This is a genomic window from Microbulbifer sp. MLAF003 (assembly GCF_030012965.1).
GTDB lineage: Bacteria > Pseudomonadota > Gammaproteobacteria > Pseudomonadales > Cellvibrionaceae > Microbulbifer > Microbulbifer variabilis.
Genome location: NZ_CP120232.1, coordinates 963,267 through 979,214 on the forward strand (window position 1 = coordinate 963,267; position 15,948 = coordinate 979,214).

Annotated in this window: 16 protein-coding genes; 8 read left to right on the forward strand and 8 right to left on the reverse strand. The window is 48.4% G+C overall.

Annotation, left to right across the window (positions count from 1 at the left end; genetic code table 11):
* Positions 1 to 215 precede the first annotated feature (215 nt).
* Both arfB and P3339_RS04600 read left to right on the forward strand, forming a co-directional pair.
* Positions 216 to 629, forward strand: a complete 414-nt coding sequence (arfB, locus tag P3339_RS04595; RefSeq protein WP_020412471.1) for an alternative ribosome rescue aminoacyl-tRNA hydrolase ArfB — start codon at positions 216 to 218, stop codon at positions 627 to 629.
* A 114-nt stretch (positions 630 to 743) separates the two neighbouring features.
* Entirely contained in the window at positions 744 to 1,352 is a 609-nt protein-coding gene (locus P3339_RS04600; protein ID WP_282952551.1) for an HD domain-containing protein, read from the forward strand.
* A 32-nt stretch (positions 1,353 to 1,384) separates the two neighbouring features.
* Here P3339_RS04600 and P3339_RS04605 read toward each other — a convergent pair whose 3' ends face one another.
* Positions 1,385 to 2,008: a DUF2799 domain-containing protein gene (locus tag P3339_RS04605; protein WP_020412473.1), complete on the reverse strand. Its 624-nt coding sequence runs from the start codon at positions 2,006 to 2,008 to the stop codon at positions 1,385 to 1,387.
* Between the two features lie 908 nt (positions 2,009 to 2,916).
* Between P3339_RS04605 and P3339_RS04610 the strand changes: the two genes are divergently transcribed.
* Both P3339_RS04610 and P3339_RS04615 read left to right on the forward strand, forming a co-directional pair.
* Complete coding sequence (locus P3339_RS04610) at positions 2,917 to 4,473, forward strand: M28 family peptidase (protein WP_282952552.1); 1,557 nt, start codon at positions 2,917 to 2,919, stop codon at positions 4,471 to 4,473.
* 382 nt (positions 4,474 to 4,855) lie between these two features.
* The gene (locus tag P3339_RS04615; protein WP_282952553.1) at positions 4,856 to 7,477 is read left to right on the forward strand and encodes a TonB-dependent receptor plug domain-containing protein; all 2,622 of its coding nucleotides are present in this window, start codon (positions 4,856 to 4,858) and stop codon (positions 7,475 to 7,477) included.
* A gap of 139 nt (positions 7,478 to 7,616) precedes the next feature.
* Here the strand turns inward: P3339_RS04615 and P3339_RS04620 are convergent, their stop codons facing one another.
* From P3339_RS04620 to can, 6 genes are all read right to left on the reverse strand, one after another.
* Positions 7,617 to 8,348: a glycerophosphodiester phosphodiesterase gene (locus P3339_RS04620; protein ID WP_020412476.1), complete on the reverse strand. Its 732-nt coding sequence runs from the start codon at positions 8,346 to 8,348 to the stop codon at positions 7,617 to 7,619.
* 190 nt (positions 8,349 to 8,538) lie between these two features.
* Complete coding sequence (locus P3339_RS04625; RefSeq protein WP_020412477.1) at positions 8,539 to 9,051, reverse strand: flavin reductase family protein; 513 nt, start codon at positions 9,049 to 9,051, stop codon at positions 8,539 to 8,541.
* Positions 9,052 to 9,150: 99 nt separating this feature from the next.
* Positions 9,151 to 9,462: a hypothetical protein gene (locus P3339_RS04630; RefSeq protein ID WP_282952554.1), complete on the reverse strand. Its 312-nt coding sequence runs from the start codon at positions 9,460 to 9,462 to the stop codon at positions 9,151 to 9,153.
* On the reverse strand, positions 9,447 to 9,701 hold the full coding sequence (locus tag P3339_RS23325) for an FAD-dependent oxidoreductase (protein ID WP_353056915.1): 255 nt from the start codon (positions 9,699 to 9,701) through the stop codon (positions 9,447 to 9,449). Before P3339_RS23325 ends, P3339_RS04630 begins: the two co-directional genes overlap by 16 nt.
* On the reverse strand, positions 9,602 to 10,771 hold the full coding sequence (locus tag P3339_RS04640) for a rubredoxin (protein ID WP_353056882.1): 1,170 nt from the start codon (positions 10,769 to 10,771) through the stop codon (positions 9,602 to 9,604). The genes P3339_RS23325 and P3339_RS04640 overlap by 100 nt, the downstream gene beginning before the upstream one ends.
* A gap of 99 nt (positions 10,772 to 10,870) precedes the next feature.
* Positions 10,871 to 11,527, reverse strand: coding sequence for a carbonate dehydratase (gene can / locus P3339_RS04655; protein ID WP_020412479.1), 657 nt, complete (start codon positions 11,525 to 11,527; stop codon positions 10,871 to 10,873).
* 220 nt (positions 11,528 to 11,747) lie between these two features.
* On the opposite strand from can, the gene P3339_RS04660 reads away from it, so the two are divergent.
* Positions 11,748 to 11,900: a hypothetical protein gene (locus P3339_RS04660; protein WP_282952555.1), complete on the forward strand. Its 153-nt coding sequence runs from the start codon at positions 11,748 to 11,750 to the stop codon at positions 11,898 to 11,900.
* Between the two features lie 184 nt (positions 11,901 to 12,084).
* Positions 12,085 to 12,474 (forward strand): GNAT family N-acetyltransferase, encoded by a 390-nt coding sequence (locus P3339_RS04665; RefSeq protein ID WP_282952556.1) that lies wholly within the window; start codon positions 12,085 to 12,087, stop codon positions 12,472 to 12,474.
* Positions 12,475 to 12,702: 228 nt separating this feature from the next.
* Here P3339_RS04665 and P3339_RS04670 read toward each other — a convergent pair whose 3' ends face one another.
* Complete coding sequence (locus P3339_RS04670; protein WP_282952557.1) at positions 12,703 to 13,902, reverse strand: MFS transporter; 1,200 nt, start codon at positions 13,900 to 13,902, stop codon at positions 12,703 to 12,705.
* A 173-nt stretch (positions 13,903 to 14,075) separates the two neighbouring features.
* Here P3339_RS04670 and P3339_RS04675 point away from each other — a divergent pair, with 173 nt between their 5' ends.
* On the forward strand, positions 14,076 to 14,528 hold the full coding sequence (locus P3339_RS04675; protein WP_282952558.1) for a hypothetical protein: 453 nt from the start codon (positions 14,076 to 14,078) through the stop codon (positions 14,526 to 14,528).
* Between the two features lie 5 nt (positions 14,529 to 14,533).
* Positions 14,534 to 15,940 carry an IucA/IucC family protein gene (locus P3339_RS04680; RefSeq protein ID WP_282952559.1) on the forward strand — a complete coding sequence of 469 codons (1,407 nt, stop codon included), beginning with the start codon at positions 14,534 to 14,536 and terminating at the stop codon, positions 15,938 to 15,940.
* Positions 15,941 to 15,948: the final 8 nt, after the last annotated feature.

Consider the following 15,948-nt stretch of genomic DNA (forward strand, 5'->3'; position numbering starts at 1 on the left):
ACTGGATGATTTTTTTTGGTAAATACATCCTAACTTTAAAATTACTCACCTCGTTCTCCACATTGCACTTTATTTGCGTGAAGAGTCCTAAGGAGGTAAATAGGTACACTTGTATTGTACTTGTATTTTTTCTATCGCCAGGAGTTAGCTTAAAATGCACAGGTATGCAAGGACTTATCACTTGCTGATGTGTTTGAATAGAACTTAAAGGTGAAATGTTGGGCACCCGGCGACGAATCCAGATACCTCAGGATGAAATTCAATTGAGTGCTGTGCGTTCACAGGGCGCGGGAGGTCAAAATGTTAACAAGGTATCCAGTGCTATTCATTTGCGCTTTAATATCTATGAATCCTCGCTGCCAGAGAATATTAAACAGCGGCTTCTGCAAATAAGAGATAGGCGGATCTCCTCTGATGGCATTGTAGTAATCAAGGCCCAGACTTTCCGTACCCAGGAAAAAAACCGAGAGGATGCCCTCTCTCGGTTGCAACAGCTAATTGAGCAGGCTGCTGAAGTTCCAAAGCGGCGTATTCCTACCAAGCCCAGTCGCGGAGCAAAAGAGAGAAGGCTGCAAAGCAAAAATCGACGCTCTCAGGTAAAGGCGATGCGAGGAAAGATCAAAGAATAAGTTCACTTGTCAAAGTTTATTCATCGTTGATTGTGTGCAAAATTAATACTGCATGGCTATAGAATTGATTATTTTGAATTGAATTTAATACCTGTTTTTTCGCTAAATAGCCATTTGAATAAGAAATATAAACAAAGGAATTTTATGAGAGAGATTGAGCAGATTCTTGATTTCTTGATAGAGGTGGAAAAATTGAAAAGTGTTTTGCGTCAAACTCGGCCGGTCGGAATCAATCGTCGTGAAAATTCAGCTGAACATAGCTGGCATGTTTGTCTAGCTGCGCTGGCGTTAAAAGACTATGCCAATGAGGAGGTTGATATAGATCGAGTTATCAAAATGTTACTGATCCATGACCTGGGCGAAATAGATGCTGACGATAAGATTATTTATTTTGCTGAGACTGATAAGCAAAAAGCCAATGAGAAACAGGGGATCGAACGCTTATTGGCTAAGTTGCCAGATGGCCTAAAGGCAGAGTGTCTGCATTTGTGGCAAGAATTTGAGGCTGGTGAAACAGCAGAGTCCCGGTTTGCTCGGGCGATTGATAGGGTGCCACCACTATTACAAAACTGCCATAATGAGGGGCACACGTGGAAGGAATATGAAATAAGTAAAAGCCAAGTATTTTCCCTAAATAGCCGAATTGGTGCGGGTAGTAAAGAGCTATGGGGAGTAATAAAGGGGAAACTCGACAGTGCAGTAGAGAAAGGCTTCCTAAAATAAGACGCCTTTCACTAATGAAAATTACCAAGTTATTAGTGGTAAGGTGAGCTTGCAAGAACATCCTGGTACTCTGCTTGACGCTGGCCTAAGGCAAAAAGCAGGTCATTAATTTCAATCCCCAGCTCAGTGTGGCGTATTTTTAGTCGGGCAATATCTGCTAACAAGATAACCCTTTCATCCCGACTGGTTTCATCAAGCACAATAAGAGCGCTCATCTCCGTAATGTCATCAAGGATGTGCTCACGCTCCAATTCCAGGTCGTGAATTGTTGCTTCGAGCTCTTTTACTGCGTTGTGCGCTACGAATATATCCTGGCCGGCCTCGTAACCGCGCAGGAACAAGCCTTCCAAGTCAGCTGGGCATACCCCATTGTAGTTTTCTCCAGAGCGCCCCTCGGCAAAGCCACGCAGCTCTGTGCAAAATAGCCCTAACCCCTCATCGCGACCACTGCGATAGGCACCGGTATTAAGCTGTACACCATGTTTCGCGCAGGCTTCACGACGCCGGCCCATATACCCTAAATCCTTGCCCGCTGCACCGTCCTCAAAGCCTACTGCTTGCCAATCCGCCATTTGGCACTCATCTTTACTCATTGTGGCGCAGCCCGTAATCAGAAGTGAGAGGGAGGCGAGAAGGATTCCATATCTTAACTGCACAGTTGCTTCCTGTTGTCTGGTTGTTAATAGAGCTTACTGACTGGAACCTGACTGTAGGCTGAAGATATGAAGAAAACCTCTGGCAGATTATTTTGATGGTGGGCTTGGTGGTCTCAGTAGAAGAGTGGGGTAGAGCGGTAGCTCGCCTATATCGTTCTTCCAGGTTTCAAGCGGAGATGTAGCGTCAGGGGTTTATTCAAGTTGGTTGTTACGGAGTTAGTCCATTGTCCGTATTGGTGTTGCCGATTGTCCTGGAATTAATAAGTGTCAATATGCTTTGAGTGCATCTTCACTGTCAGGTAATGGAATGTAGCAGAAGAGTTGCTTATGCAATTTCAATAGTCGTTAAATTTACTTCTCTCTATTGAATGCCTCGTCTCAAAGTAGTAGGTCACAATAAGTCCCCATTTAATTTGCCAATCTCGTTATATTCGAAGAAGTTTTACTTTTCGCTTATTGAGTATCTTTTTTTACAGCAAAGATTTCATGATATTTTTTTATGAGATATGCCTAGTTCAAATTGCTATTAGTGGATTTTTTATATTCTTATTTTTTTTGTCTTTTATCTTTCTTAAAATTTATGATTTATTTTTTGGTGATTACTGCTAAATTATTTCAGTATTTGTTTGTATGTGTTACGGTTTTAGTTGCCAGCTATTCGAGTTGGTTTTACTTGGCTCCTCCGCGTTTTCAAAATTTGAATAATAAAAATAAATCTGGATGACCTGTAGTATTTCCTTTTAAGTCAGGTTGCGTCTCCAAATTCAATAATTTGTATGTTATTTGAATGTTGTTGGTTTTCGGCATTGCTGTTTGTGCAAGATTTTTGCATGGGTGTACGGTGCCCGTCTGTGTTTTCTTGGGTTTTGCCGATTTGCGCAGGGGGCTAAATCAATGTGGAGAAGATAATGAAAAAAATGATTCGTACATCGCTAATAGGGTTCCTGGCAGTGCCTGGTATAGCCTTGGCGCAGGAGTTGTGGATAACCATTGGTAGTGATGGCTATCAAACCCTGAAAAAAAATAGTGCATTAATGTCAAAACAGCCGCTGGTTGCACAAGGAGAGCACAATGATATAACGATATTAAAGGTAGATGAGGGTAATTTATCCGATATTTCTACCATTATGCATAATAGCCACAATCGCTGTGGTGGCTTTATGGTACATGAATCACTGGAGGAGGCGCAGGCTGCGCAGCTTTCACCGCTAGTGAGTACGGTAGAGAGTGTTGCCAGTTATACGATTGATAATGCGGATGTGGTCAGTGCATTACAAGGAAAAATCTCAGAGGCAAATATTCGCTCGACTATTGAAACCCTGTCGAGCTTTACCAACCGCTATTACACAACGACAACCGGGGTGGATGCTGCCGAATGGATTCGGGATAAGTGGCAGGATCTAACCAGCTCAAGAAGTGATGCTTCAGCGCAACTTTACAATCACAGCTGGGCCCAGCCCTCAGTTATTCTCACTATTCAGGGACAGACAGATCCCGATGAGATAGTGGTTTTGGGGGCCCACCTGGATTCAACAGTAGGGTTTGGCACCGGGGAGGGTACACGAGCACCGGGTGCCGATGATGATGCCTCGGGTATTGCAACTTTGACCGATGTGATTAATGCAATAGTAGTTTCGGACTATAAGCCGGCAAAAACTCTGGCATTTATGGGGTATGCGGCTGAAGAAGTTGGGCTGCGTGGTTCCGATGATATAGCTACAGATTACAAGAACCAGAATAAGAACGTGATTGGTGTGCTACAGCTGGATATGACCAATTACTATGGTTCGAATAGCGATATTTATATTATCGGTGATTACACCAATGGTGCCCAGAACACATTCCTTAAAGATCTGGTGCAAACCTATCAGGGTGGCCTCAGTGTCGGCACTACTAACTGTGGTTATGCTTGTTCTGATCACGCTTCCTGGCACGATCAGGGGTATGCGGTTTCCTTCCCTTTTGAGGCGACTTTTAATGGTTCTAACCCATATATCCACACTGTAAATGACACTCTTGCTAATAGTGGTGGAGATGCCAATCATGCCGTGAAATTTGGCAAACTGGCGGCAGCCTATGTGGCGGAACTGGCCAAGGGGTACATTGGCAATGATCCTGGCCCTGACCCCGATCCAGATCCTGACCCCGATCCAGGCCAAGAGCAGACCCAAAGCTTCTCGGGCAACGTGTCGCGAGGTGGTGAGGAGCACTACGGGGCATTCAGTGTGACGCCTGGCACAAATTTTGTTGCGGATATGACGGGAACAAATGATGCCGATTTATATGTGCGTTTTGGGGCTGCGCCCACCTGGCGTTATTACGATTGCAGGCCCTACGAAAATGGCTCTGATGAGAACTGTACTTTACAGGTGCCAAATGGTGATAGCGAAGCTTACATCATGGTTCGAGGCTATAGTCGTCAAACGTCCAGTTTTGAATTGAATGTAACCCATACCCCGCAATAATGGCGAGTGGCCTGGGAGTGTTTCTTCTCTGGGTATGTGAATCCTATCAATAATATTTACTGGAAAATTGAAAATTTGACACACCTGGCAGCAATGACCATTAGTCAGGTGTGTCAACTATTAACATAAATAAATTTAAACGCCATGAGTTTTGGTTTCCAGAGTAACTGTTGTCTAATCAGGCGAGGGAAAATGTCAAAAATTGAGAGACTTTTAGCACTGACGCGAAAATTTTCAGAGATAAGGGTAGGCTGATATATTCCCATAGCAAAAAAGTGCTCTGTAGGTCTCAGTGCGCGCAAGAATAATACTGCTCATCACTATTCAAGGTTATCCAGTGGTGTGCTGTCCAAATTAATAATGAAAAGAGAGGACGGGCAACATGCAAACCTATTTGCTAAGACCTTTGTCGCTGGCAATCGCTGTCGCACTTACGGCTCCAGGCGTCTTAGCCCAGGAGCAAAGCGAGCAGCCCCCGGCTGTCGATGACCGGGCGATGGAAGAGGTGATTACTACCGGTACACGCAAGGAGGGTGTCTCTCCCACAGAAACTCTGTCCCCAGTCGATGTGGTCGGTGGTGATAAACTGGCTGATCAGGCCAGTTTCGATCTGACAGAGTCTCTGGCAAAAATTGCCCCTTCCTTTAATACCCAGCGTTTCCCAATTGCGGATGGAACAGCATTTATTCGTCCGGTGACCCTGCGCAACTTATCTCCGGACCAGACACTGGTGCTGGTTAACGGTACACGTAGACACCGTTCAGCCCTTGTAAACTTACAACTTGCTCCGCTGGGAACGGTTAACCAAGGTGCTCAGGCTGTGGATTTTTCTACGCTGCCATCTATGGCCATAGAAAGGATAGAAGTACTGCGTGATGGCGCCTCGGCCCAATATGGCTCTGACGCTATTGCCGGAGTAGTGAATATTATCTTAAAGGATGATGCAGAAGGTTTCGGCTTTTCTGCACAAACTGGTGAGTATTTTGAAGGAGATGGGGCTCGTAACAGCTTGGCGGCCAATGCAGGCTTTAATCTCTGGGATAAGGGCTTTGTCAATGGCACTGTGGAATATTCCAAGGCCGATAAAACCTGGCGCGGCGTCGCTCGTCCTGATGCCGAGTTTGTCGGATCTGTGGTTGGAGAGGACCTGGTGCCGCTCGACGGGCTTGGCCAGCGCTGGGGTGATCCAGATGTGGAGACATTGAAATTTTTTGTAAACAGCGGCCTGGATATTAATGATGATGTCGAGCTGTACGGAAATTTTGGTTACTCAACCAACGAAACTATTTCAGACTTCTTCTATCGTGGCCCAGTACTTGACCCGGAACATCAATTTACCGCTCGCGGTACTTTACAGGTGGATATGCCCAGTGATCCTAATGACCCTGGAAGTGTCGACTATTTGCCAGATCCGGCACCACAGTCGTTGATTGATTACATTATCGGCCAGGGGTTAAACCCATCCGATTATTTGGTAGCCGATAATTCCAGCCCCAGTGGATATGTGTTGCGCAACCCCATCTACACCCAGTTCCCTGGCGGCTATAACCCCCAGTTCGGTGCAGAAATTCATGATATTTCCGCCGTGGTAGGTGCTCGAGGCGAAATGCAAAATGGACTGACCTGGGACCTGCGCGCGCGGGTTGCGGAGAATGAGGTGGAATATGTACTGAAAGATTCTATAAACCCTAGCCTCGGTTTATTGTCGCCCACCAGTTTCAAGCCGGGCACTCTTACCCAAGAAGAGTCCAGCCTTAATGCGGATTTTGTGAAACCTGTGGATTTGGCTTTTTTAGATTCGCCGCTTAACGTGGCCTTTGGTGCTGAGTGGAGAGAGGAAACCTATTCAATTGGCGCAGGTGATTCTGCTTCCACTGAAGTGGGCCCGACTGCGGCCCATTTTGGCGTCGGCTCGGATGGATTTCAGGGTTTCCCCACTGAGGCTGTCGGCAGTTACAGTAGTGAGAGTATTGCCGCCTATATTGACCTTGAAGCGGACGTAACTGATGCACTGACGCTAGGTACGGCACTACGCCTTGAAGAATATGATGAGTTTGGGTCTACCTCTGACTGGAAGATCTCAGCCCGCTATGACATCAATGAGCGTTTCGCCCTAAGGGGTACTGTAAATACTGGTTTCCGCGCGCCTACTCCCGGACAGGTAAACACCCTGAATGTCACGACAACTGCTGATTCCAGCGGTAATCTGATTCCGAATGGAACATACCCGGTGAGTCACCCGGTTGCTATGGCATTGGGCGCTGCAGAGTTAAGTCCAGAGGAATCCACCAGCTTTACCTTGGGGGCGGTTTTTTCACCGTTCGATAACACCAGCGTTACTGTCGATTACTACAACATCGATATCGAGGATCGGCTGGCCTTGCGCAACAATGCGATTGGTGATGCGGAAGTTGAACTCCTTCAGAGTGCGGGAGTTGAAAATGCGGCACTTCTGAGTGGTAGTAATGCGAACTATTTTGTCAACGCTTATGACTCTGAAATTTCGGGTATCGACTTGGCAGTTACCAGTGATTTTGAGGTGGCTGGCAATTTGTTAGTGGTAGATTTACGCCATAATCATAACCAGCAGGAAGTGAGTAATGTTGCAGAAAATACCATCAATGCCTCCAGGGTTTTTGACCTGGAAAACCAGGTGCCCAGTGATCGCACCACACTAACGTTGGATTTTGATACCGGAGATATATTCAGCGGTTATTTACGTCTGAATCGTTATAGCAGCTGGGAGTCAACAGGGGGGCTGTTTGGGCCGGGTGATGCTTCGGATACCTATAGCTATGGCAGCGAGATACTGGTGGACCTGGAGGCAACCTTCACGCTCTATGAGAATTACAAAATTGCCATCGGTGGTGAGAATATCTTTGATGTACAGCCTGATGACGAACAGGATGGAACCCTGCAGTTTCTGGGCGTAGACCAGGCATTGACCTCGCCTTTTGGTTTCAACGGCGGCTTCTGGTATTTACGTGCTAGTGCAGAGTTCTAAACAGTGGAAGTAAATAGTCTTTGGCTACTTTATTTTGTTAAGAGCTATACGTCGTAAGAGGCCATTGAAAGAAATAAACCCGGCACTTTTGCCGGGTTTATTTGTATGGTATTACATGAACGGCATACCAAATATTCTGTTAGCAAAGTGCGCTGCTGGCGAGAACTCGTGTGTTGAAATCCAGTACTATCTGCGGTTCATCGGTGAAAACCCCGTCTACACCTAGTGCGGCCAGCATTGCCAGGTCATTAGGGTTATTAACAGTAAAGACATAGTTTTTGAGTCCCCGCTGTCCGGCATCAGCCAGTAAATCTGCACTAATAAAATCCAGGTTGGTGTGTAGCGAATATGCTTGTAATGGCGCGGTACAGGCAGCTAAATCAAGGGGTACTCCACTAATTAACACCCCACGGCGTACTTCGGGTAATAGGCGCAGGCATTCATACAGCTGTCTGTGATCAAATGAGGAAATAATATATTGATCGAATGTAGTGCCTTTTTCAGTGACAAAACGCCGTATTTCCTTTGCCAGTAAGGAAGCGCAATTGGGGCCTTTAATTTCAATATTTAACTGTGCGCTGCCGCCGACCAGTTCCAGTACTTCCTGAAGTGATGGAATAGTATTGCCACAAGGGAGGGGTCTTTCTCTCAAATCCTCTGGGCGCATCTCAGTAATTAGCTCACTGCCCGGGATTAGGCGTCCCAGGCGCCGATCGTGCTTTACTAGAAGTTGGCCACCCACATTCCAGATATCAATTTCAATACCCCCGACTGCCATTTCCAGTGCGTGGCCAATAGCCTGCAAGGTATTCTCGCTGGCTCGCCGCTGGTAACCGCGGTGTGCAAAGCAGAAGAGAGTGCCTGGAGTCATTACCTTTGAGTCCAATCAGTAAATTTTGAGAGCCTGCCACTAAATTATTACGAGGGGGTTATGCCGCCACCAAAGTTTATCGAGTCTATTGACCTGTAAGTATAAAAAAATTTTTTATAGCGCCAAGGTATGAAAAGAGGCCAAAGTAGCCCTCCGGAAAGTGCCTTGATAACTAAAAGCAAACAGATAATTAATCGCCAGCCAAGGCGCGATAGCGACCGCGATGAAAAACCAATGGTTCGCCGCCGGGGGCGGAAAACTCCAAAACTTCGCCCAAAAGGATGGTGTGATCGCCACCTTCGATACACTGCACACGGCGGCAGTGGAAGTAAGCTGCGCACTCGTCCAGACGGGGAATGCCATTTGGTCCTTCATACCAGTGTACCTGGCCGAACTTGTCGGCCCCGCGGCCAGCAAACAGGTTGGAGACATGCTGCTGGTCTGCACGTAAAACATGCACTGCAAAGTGTTCGCGAGTGGTAAATGCTTCATAGCCAAGAGATTGCTTGTCAATGCTCCAGAGTACCAACGCTGGATCCAGGGAGACAGAATTAAAGCTGTTTGCGGTCATTCCAGCAGGTTGGCCGTTAATATCCTGGGTAGTGATGACGGTGACACCTGTGGCGAATTGACCCAAGGTATCGCGCAAAAGGCGGCTTTGTTGGGTAGATGGGGTGATGATGGGGCTTCTTTCTGTCGTCATACGGAGCTTGCTTGTACAAAATCTGTGCTAGCCGACCATTTTACGGCAAAAGCGTACTTATTGCGCGCTTTGCCTCCAATACTAGCGAAAGAAGCTCGGTTAATGGTTTGTGTGTGGAGGGCCGTCCATGATTGGCACGCATTCTTCACAGAGGCGGTCACGCGCTGAGATTGAGGAGCCGGTCAGAGCAAAACCACGTAGCTTGCCTGACGGATCACGATACTCGGCACGCACACCTTCAGAGTCTTCGAAAACTTGCCAGCGGCCTTCAGTATTGGGTTGGGGAGGGCACACAGTGGTGGGGTGCAAGGTGGTTTTTACTGCAACCGGAATGGCGCCGTAGTTCACGGGAGTCGCTTCGCCGCTCAAGGTTTTTGCCAAGGCGCGGGCACAGGCTATGAGAGGTGCCACAAAAAAAGTTGGTGGCCGTCCACCTCGGCACAATCACCGAGTGCAAAGATATATTTATTACTGGTCTGAAGGTGTCGACTGACGCTAATACCGCGTTCGACCGCGAGTCCAGCGGTTTCTGCCAATCTTATATTTGCCTTCAAGCCCAGTGCCGCCAGGGCGATATCCCCCTGAATTGTTTCGCCGTTAACGAGTTGGGCTTCCAGCCCCCGGAAGTACGCTTGAGGGCTTGAACAGATGAGCCAAAGTGGAAGCGTACCCCGTGCTTTTCCAATGCCCTCTGCAGGTCACGTCCAGCTTGTTCCGGCAGCAGTCTCCCAAGAGGCCAGTTAAGTGGTTCTACTACCTCTACGGCAAAGCCAGCCTGCACCAAGTCGTTAGCAAATTCGCATCCGATTAGCCCAGCACCGATAAGAATCACCCGCCTATGGCCCACCAAGGCTGTGCGGAAACGATGATAATCTCCCAGGTTATTGATACGGAACAAGTGTGATTGGGCGTCACCTTCGATGTGGGGAATAGGAGGGCAGCAGGCACCGGTGGCTAATACCAGCCGGTCATAGTGTATTTCTGATATATGCTCGCCAGTCTCCTGGTGGAGAGTAAGTGTTTTGTCTTTTGGGTTGATTTCGGAAACCCGGGTGTGCACAAGAATTTCCGCATCTAGTTCTCTGGCCATCTCCTCAGCGCTTATTTGGCTCAGTTGCTGGGCGGTTTTGCCGTGAGATAGGGAGGCAGATAGAAGGGGCTTGGAGTAGAAGGCGCCATCATCTGCAGTAATCATCAGCATGGGAGTGTGGTTGTCCAGCTTGCGAAATTCCCGCGCCAAATTATATCCGGCAAGCCCTGTGCCGAGGATTACCAGAGGCTCTCCCGTATTCGTGATTGGTTTTGCTGAGCTGGTCTCCACTGATACAGAGGAGACCAACACCATGTCAAATTCTTCTTTACTGACCCCGCATTGGGGGCAGCTCCAGTCTTCAGGAATATCCTCCCAGCGGGTACCGGCGGTGATTCCCTCTTCAGGACAACCCTTGGATTCATCGTATACCCAGCCACATACCATGCACTCCCAGATACGGTAGGTGGCTGTAGATGTTGATGGTGAAATGTTACTAGGGCGGGTGATACCTGTAGAGACTTCGCGCATTGCAAACTGGCTTTTGCTGGCACCGCATTCCGGGCAGCACCAGTCTTCAGGTATCTCCTCCCAGCGTGTGCCTGGCGCTATGTTGTCCTCGGGCCAGCCCTTAGCTTCATCATAGATCCAGCCACAGTTTTGGCATTCCCATACGCGATATTCAGACATAACGCTTCCCTGCTCGAGCCTGGGCCCCGGCTATGGAAGGACACCGGGGCTGAAATTTTTTATAGGAGCAAATATAAGGGAGTTCGGCAGGGAGTGCTGCTATTCGTTATTGCGTTTGGCTATTTTGGCTAGGGCGTTTTGGTAGGTGTCGGCAATTTCCCCCGGGTGGCTGATAGAGACGCCGAGATCGTGTACCAGGCCGTCTTCCAGGCCATAAACCCACCCGTTAACGGAGAGTTGCTGCCCTACGCGCCAAGCATCTCTCACTATGGTGGTCTGGCAGATATGGATTACCTGCTCCAGTACATTGAGCTCACACAATAGGTCTGTGCGCTGTTGTTGCTGGAAAAGGTCAATCAGGGTGTGATGCTTGTCGCGTACATCCTGGATATGGCGCAGCCAATTGTCGATCAGGCCGAGTTGCTCATTGTGCAGTGCGGCTTGGACTCCACCGCAGCCATAGTGACCGCACACAATAATATGCTTCACCTTTAAGATTTCTACCGCGTACTGCAACACTGACAGGCAGTTGAGGTCTGTATGCACCACCACGTTGGCGACATTACGATGTACAAACAACTCCCCAGGTAATAAACCCACAATTTCATTTGCGGGTACGCGGCTGTCAGCACAGCCTATCCATAAATATTCTGGGGTTTGTTGTTTCGATAGCTTGAGAAAGAAGTCCGGATTTTCCTCACGGGTAGCCTCGGACCATTGCTGGTTATTTTTCAGTAGATGATTAAGCGGGTGCAATGCAGTTGTATCCTAATGTGACCAGGTGGACATTATGGTTGCAGGATAGCGGCTTTGTTCGCGCGGGCCAAGGGGTGTTGGTCTAACCTAGATTATGACCAATATCTTGAGCTTGGTCTAAGTGTTCTAGATCCAGGTCGAAAAAGGGAGAATAAATAATGGCAAGAAAAAAAGTTCTGGACCCGGCAGGCGGAGAGGTTCCTCGCTGCGTTCCGGATTTATGGATCGCCACCGATTGAGAATGCGCCAGTTACAGGCTAGACGTGCCCGCCTACGCAACGCCTTATCCCGCCATACTGATGGAGGTGAGATCGAGCGGGAACCTGTTCCTGAGGGCTTCAGTATTAAGGAGATTGAGGAGGAGTCTTGCTAGAAGAAGTTTGATAACGCATTTTTAAGCTATAGGTGTTATCAAGTGCCATCAGAACTTGAGCTGGTCAATAGCCGTGGAAAACTTACCAAGTCGCCAAACTATTAAAAATCTGTTTTTATTATGGGAATATTAAAGGTATGGCGTAAAGTGTAATTTTGCGCAGAGAGCTGAAAGAGTAGTATTAATGGAGTTTGTAAAATCTGAGGAAAAGGCATCCGTGCGAGTTGCGATGGCGGATTATAGAGACAGTCGCAACGGTGCAGATATTCTCGCTTTGATGGATGAGTATTCCCGCCACCCCTTTGGGGGAGGAGAACCCCTGCCTGAACAGTGCCGCAATCAACTGCTGCCCAAGCTGGCGGAGTTTCCAGGAGCTTTTACAGTATTGGCCTACAGCAATGAAAAAGCGTTAGGCCTGATTAATTGCTTTACTGGTTTTTCCACTTTTTCTTGCCAGCCCCTAATCAATATTCACGATGTTATCGTCAGCGAGCAGGCTCGAGGTTACGGAGTGTGTGCCGCTATGATGGAGTTTGTAGTGAGAGAGGCAAAAAAAGAGGATGCTGCAAGCTAACAATGGAAGTTCTAGAGAAAAACCTTGCGGCCAAGAATGCCTACCGTAAGGTGGGGTTTAAACCTTATACGTTAGATGAGGAGTTCGGTCAGGCAGAGTTCTGGCAAAGATACCTGTAGCATTTTGGGGCTGGTATTACTATCAACCCCTACCTCCTTTTCAGGCCTCTGCGGCAATAAGGCCCGAACTGATTTTGCGCTGGTTGTGTTATTGAAGATAAATCATGGGCTAGACACCCAAACTCGCTTGCTTTTCTTTTCCTTTTTTAGCACGAAAAAGTGCGAATAACGCGCACATAGCAATCAGCCCCACACTGAGGAGCATCCCTAAAAGAGGTTGTTGGGGGTGCTCCTCATATAGCCAGCCTCCCAGCGCGAACCCAATGGTATATCCACCGGTGTGCATTAGAGCTAAAAGTCCAAAGAGCCTGCCTCCACGTTGCCGGGATTGACTTAATAGTGCGCTGTAACCCGGCACCAGGAAAGCAATACCGACAACAAAGGCAAGTAACCCAAAAACTGCGAGAAGGCTCCCCAGGGTGGAGGAGAGAAAAATACTACCAGTGCACAGCGATGTGACCCCCAGCATAAAGCTCAACTGTGGTGCTTTGAGCCTGCGCACTAACCCCACTTGAACCAGAAAACCGCAGATTGCCACAGTAGCCAACAACACAGCGGTAGCAGAGGAGGCTCCCAAGGCGCTCAGGCCGTATAAATCTTTAAGCGCGGGCCCCATTATTACCTGAAGCTGGCCGACGCTGACTGTGCCGAGTAATGCTGTGGCAAATAAAGCCAGCGATCCCGGCGGCAAGGCTGCTTTCTCACCGGAACTAGGTTGGGATTTATTTGTGGTGGGGGGTAGGCTCAGGGTCAAATACAGAGCTGTGAGAGGTAGCAGAACAAGCCAAGCCATGGGCCACAAGTCGCCTGCCAGCAGCGCGGGTAAGGCCAGTAGCGGCCCAAGCCCTCGCCCCAGGTTCGCTGCCGCACTTAAACCTGAGAGTATCGACAAACGTTTTTCTGGTTCCCCCAATTCAACGGCCCAGGCTTGGCAGCATGGGTAAATAGCGGCGGCATTTAACCCGTAAATGATCCGGCTAATCGCCAGAGCAAACAATGCGCTACCTTCGCTGATAAGCCCCTGTGCCAGTGCAATTAGCAGTGCCACAAAGAGGCACTGAGCGAATAGGGCGCCAGTCAGTCCCGCGAGCAATACGGGCTTGCGACCAATCCTATCCCCGAGTTCCCCCCATAGTGGCCCGGCCACCATCAGGCACAGAGTACCCAGTGCCACAAGGCCACCGATACTGGCCAAACTTAAGCCGCAACGCTCAACGATCAGTGGGATTTGGGTAAGCAGCACGACCTGAGCTGCTCCCTGGCTGGCTACTATCCAGTGGATTTTTTTCTGGTGAGGGGATCGCCGCATTGGGTACTCCGCGGATTAAATGAAAACAGCTAAACGGACGCCCGCTTCTGTGCAGAAACTCTCATCCGAATCATTTTTTCAAGAAAAAGCTTGAATAACGGAAATTTTACCTGCATGATTTTCTAAATACAAATCATTCGCATTTAGTATTTTCTCAGTTAAGAACCCCATTTATGAACGATCCCCAACCCGGTTCGGTTCAGTATGACCGCACTGTTGGCATGGTTGGTACTCAAGAGATATTTATGACTGATCAATACAGCCCGGTCAATGCATTTGCTGAACGAATGTCAGCCAATTGTTTCTTTAATGCGCTGTTGAGAGAAACGGGTTGCGGCACATGGCACATGCAGGAGGGTGAACAACTTCCGGATGGAATCGGTCTTCCAGCAGTAAGTATTCCCCTGCCGGCATCTAGCGCCGAGCTTTGGTTGAACATTTCCTATCACAGTGAGTGTGGTAGGCACCAGTTCGCTCTGCCCATGGTATGGCGAGCGAATGATGGGAGCAGCAAGGTGATTGAGATGGCCGAGGCTGCAGAGTTGGTCGCCCAGGACTTCTCATTTTTCCTGGCGCCACTGTGGAATCCCGAACGCAATTTACTCGCCGAGTTGCGTCCAGTGTAAAAAATATGACCCAGGCACTGGTTGCACGTAGTGCCGATACAGAAAAGTTATTTTCCTTACCCCTCAGTTTTGCCGAGGCAGAACAGGCGCTTTTATGTGGCCACTCCATACATCCAACCCCGAAAAGCCGAGACCCATTTACCGATAAAGATGCCGAGTGCTACGCACCGGAATTTAATAATCGCTTTGCCCTGGTATGGCTGGGGGTTGATCCTCAATTTTTGCAGGGGGCCAGTGGCGCTGAAATTAGTGAAGTACAGTTCGCCGACTTGGTGCGTGGAGTAGATGGTGGCCCCGTAGCGCCCGAAGGGTTTGTCGCTTTTCCCGCACATCCTTGGCAGTGGCGAAAATTGTGTGAAGTCCAGAGTGTTGTGGAATTACTTGAGGCTGGAAAAATTGTAGAGCTGGGTGAGGGTAGTGAATCCTGGCGAGCAACTTCCTCTCTGCGCGCAATTTACAGTGGCAATAGCCCATATATGCTTAAATTCTCTCTCAGTTTGCGGTTAACCAACTCCGTGCGCACCCTGCAGCCGAAAGAAATGGTTCGCGGACTTGAAGTGCTGAAGGTAAGGGGTACACCGGTAGGACAGGAATTTGCCAACCGCTATCCGAGATTTCAGGTATTGGCAGAGCCAGCCTACCTGATGCTTGCCGACATTGATGGTAAGCAAATTATAGAAAGCCTGGTTATGTTCCGGGAAAATCCTTTCCTTGGTGAATCAGCAGAAAATACTTGCTTGTTGGCTACTTTGACACAGGATCACCCAGACGGATCTCCTTGCAGAGCCGCGCAATTAGTTCAGTGTCTTGCCGATGAGGAGAGTATTTCTATTGAGGCAGCCACTAAACGCTGGTTTAACGCCTTCCTCGATGCAGTAATAGAACCTTTATTGATTGCCCAGGCCGATTTCGGAATTTTGTTTGGTGCCCACCAGCAAAACTTGATCCTGTCGTTTGAAGGTCCCCTGCCTGTTGCTGGTTATTTCAGAGATTGCCAGGGCAGTGGTTATAGCCGTTTGGGGGAGCAACTTCTTAAACCTTATCTGCCCAATTTGGCGCAGGGTAGTGAAAATGTAATTGATGAGCAAATGGCGAATCGACTGTTTGTTTACTATCTCATCGTCAATAGTTGTTTCGGTTTGATTTGCGCCCTTTCCGCTGCGGGCTTAATCACTGAGCGGGAATTATTGCGTCAGTTGCGTCAACGCCTTCTATTGCTACATGAAGGTCAGCGAAGAGATAGTAGTTGCCTGGAGTACCTGCTCAATTCACCTGAGATCTGGGCCAAGGGCAATTTCCAATGTGCGGTTATCGGGATGAATGAGACCACGACCGAAGACCCGCTTTCTATCTATCACAAGATGGCGAATCCCCTGATATCGGCAGTAGAGCTTACAGCTGAAGAAGCCTGATTAATATG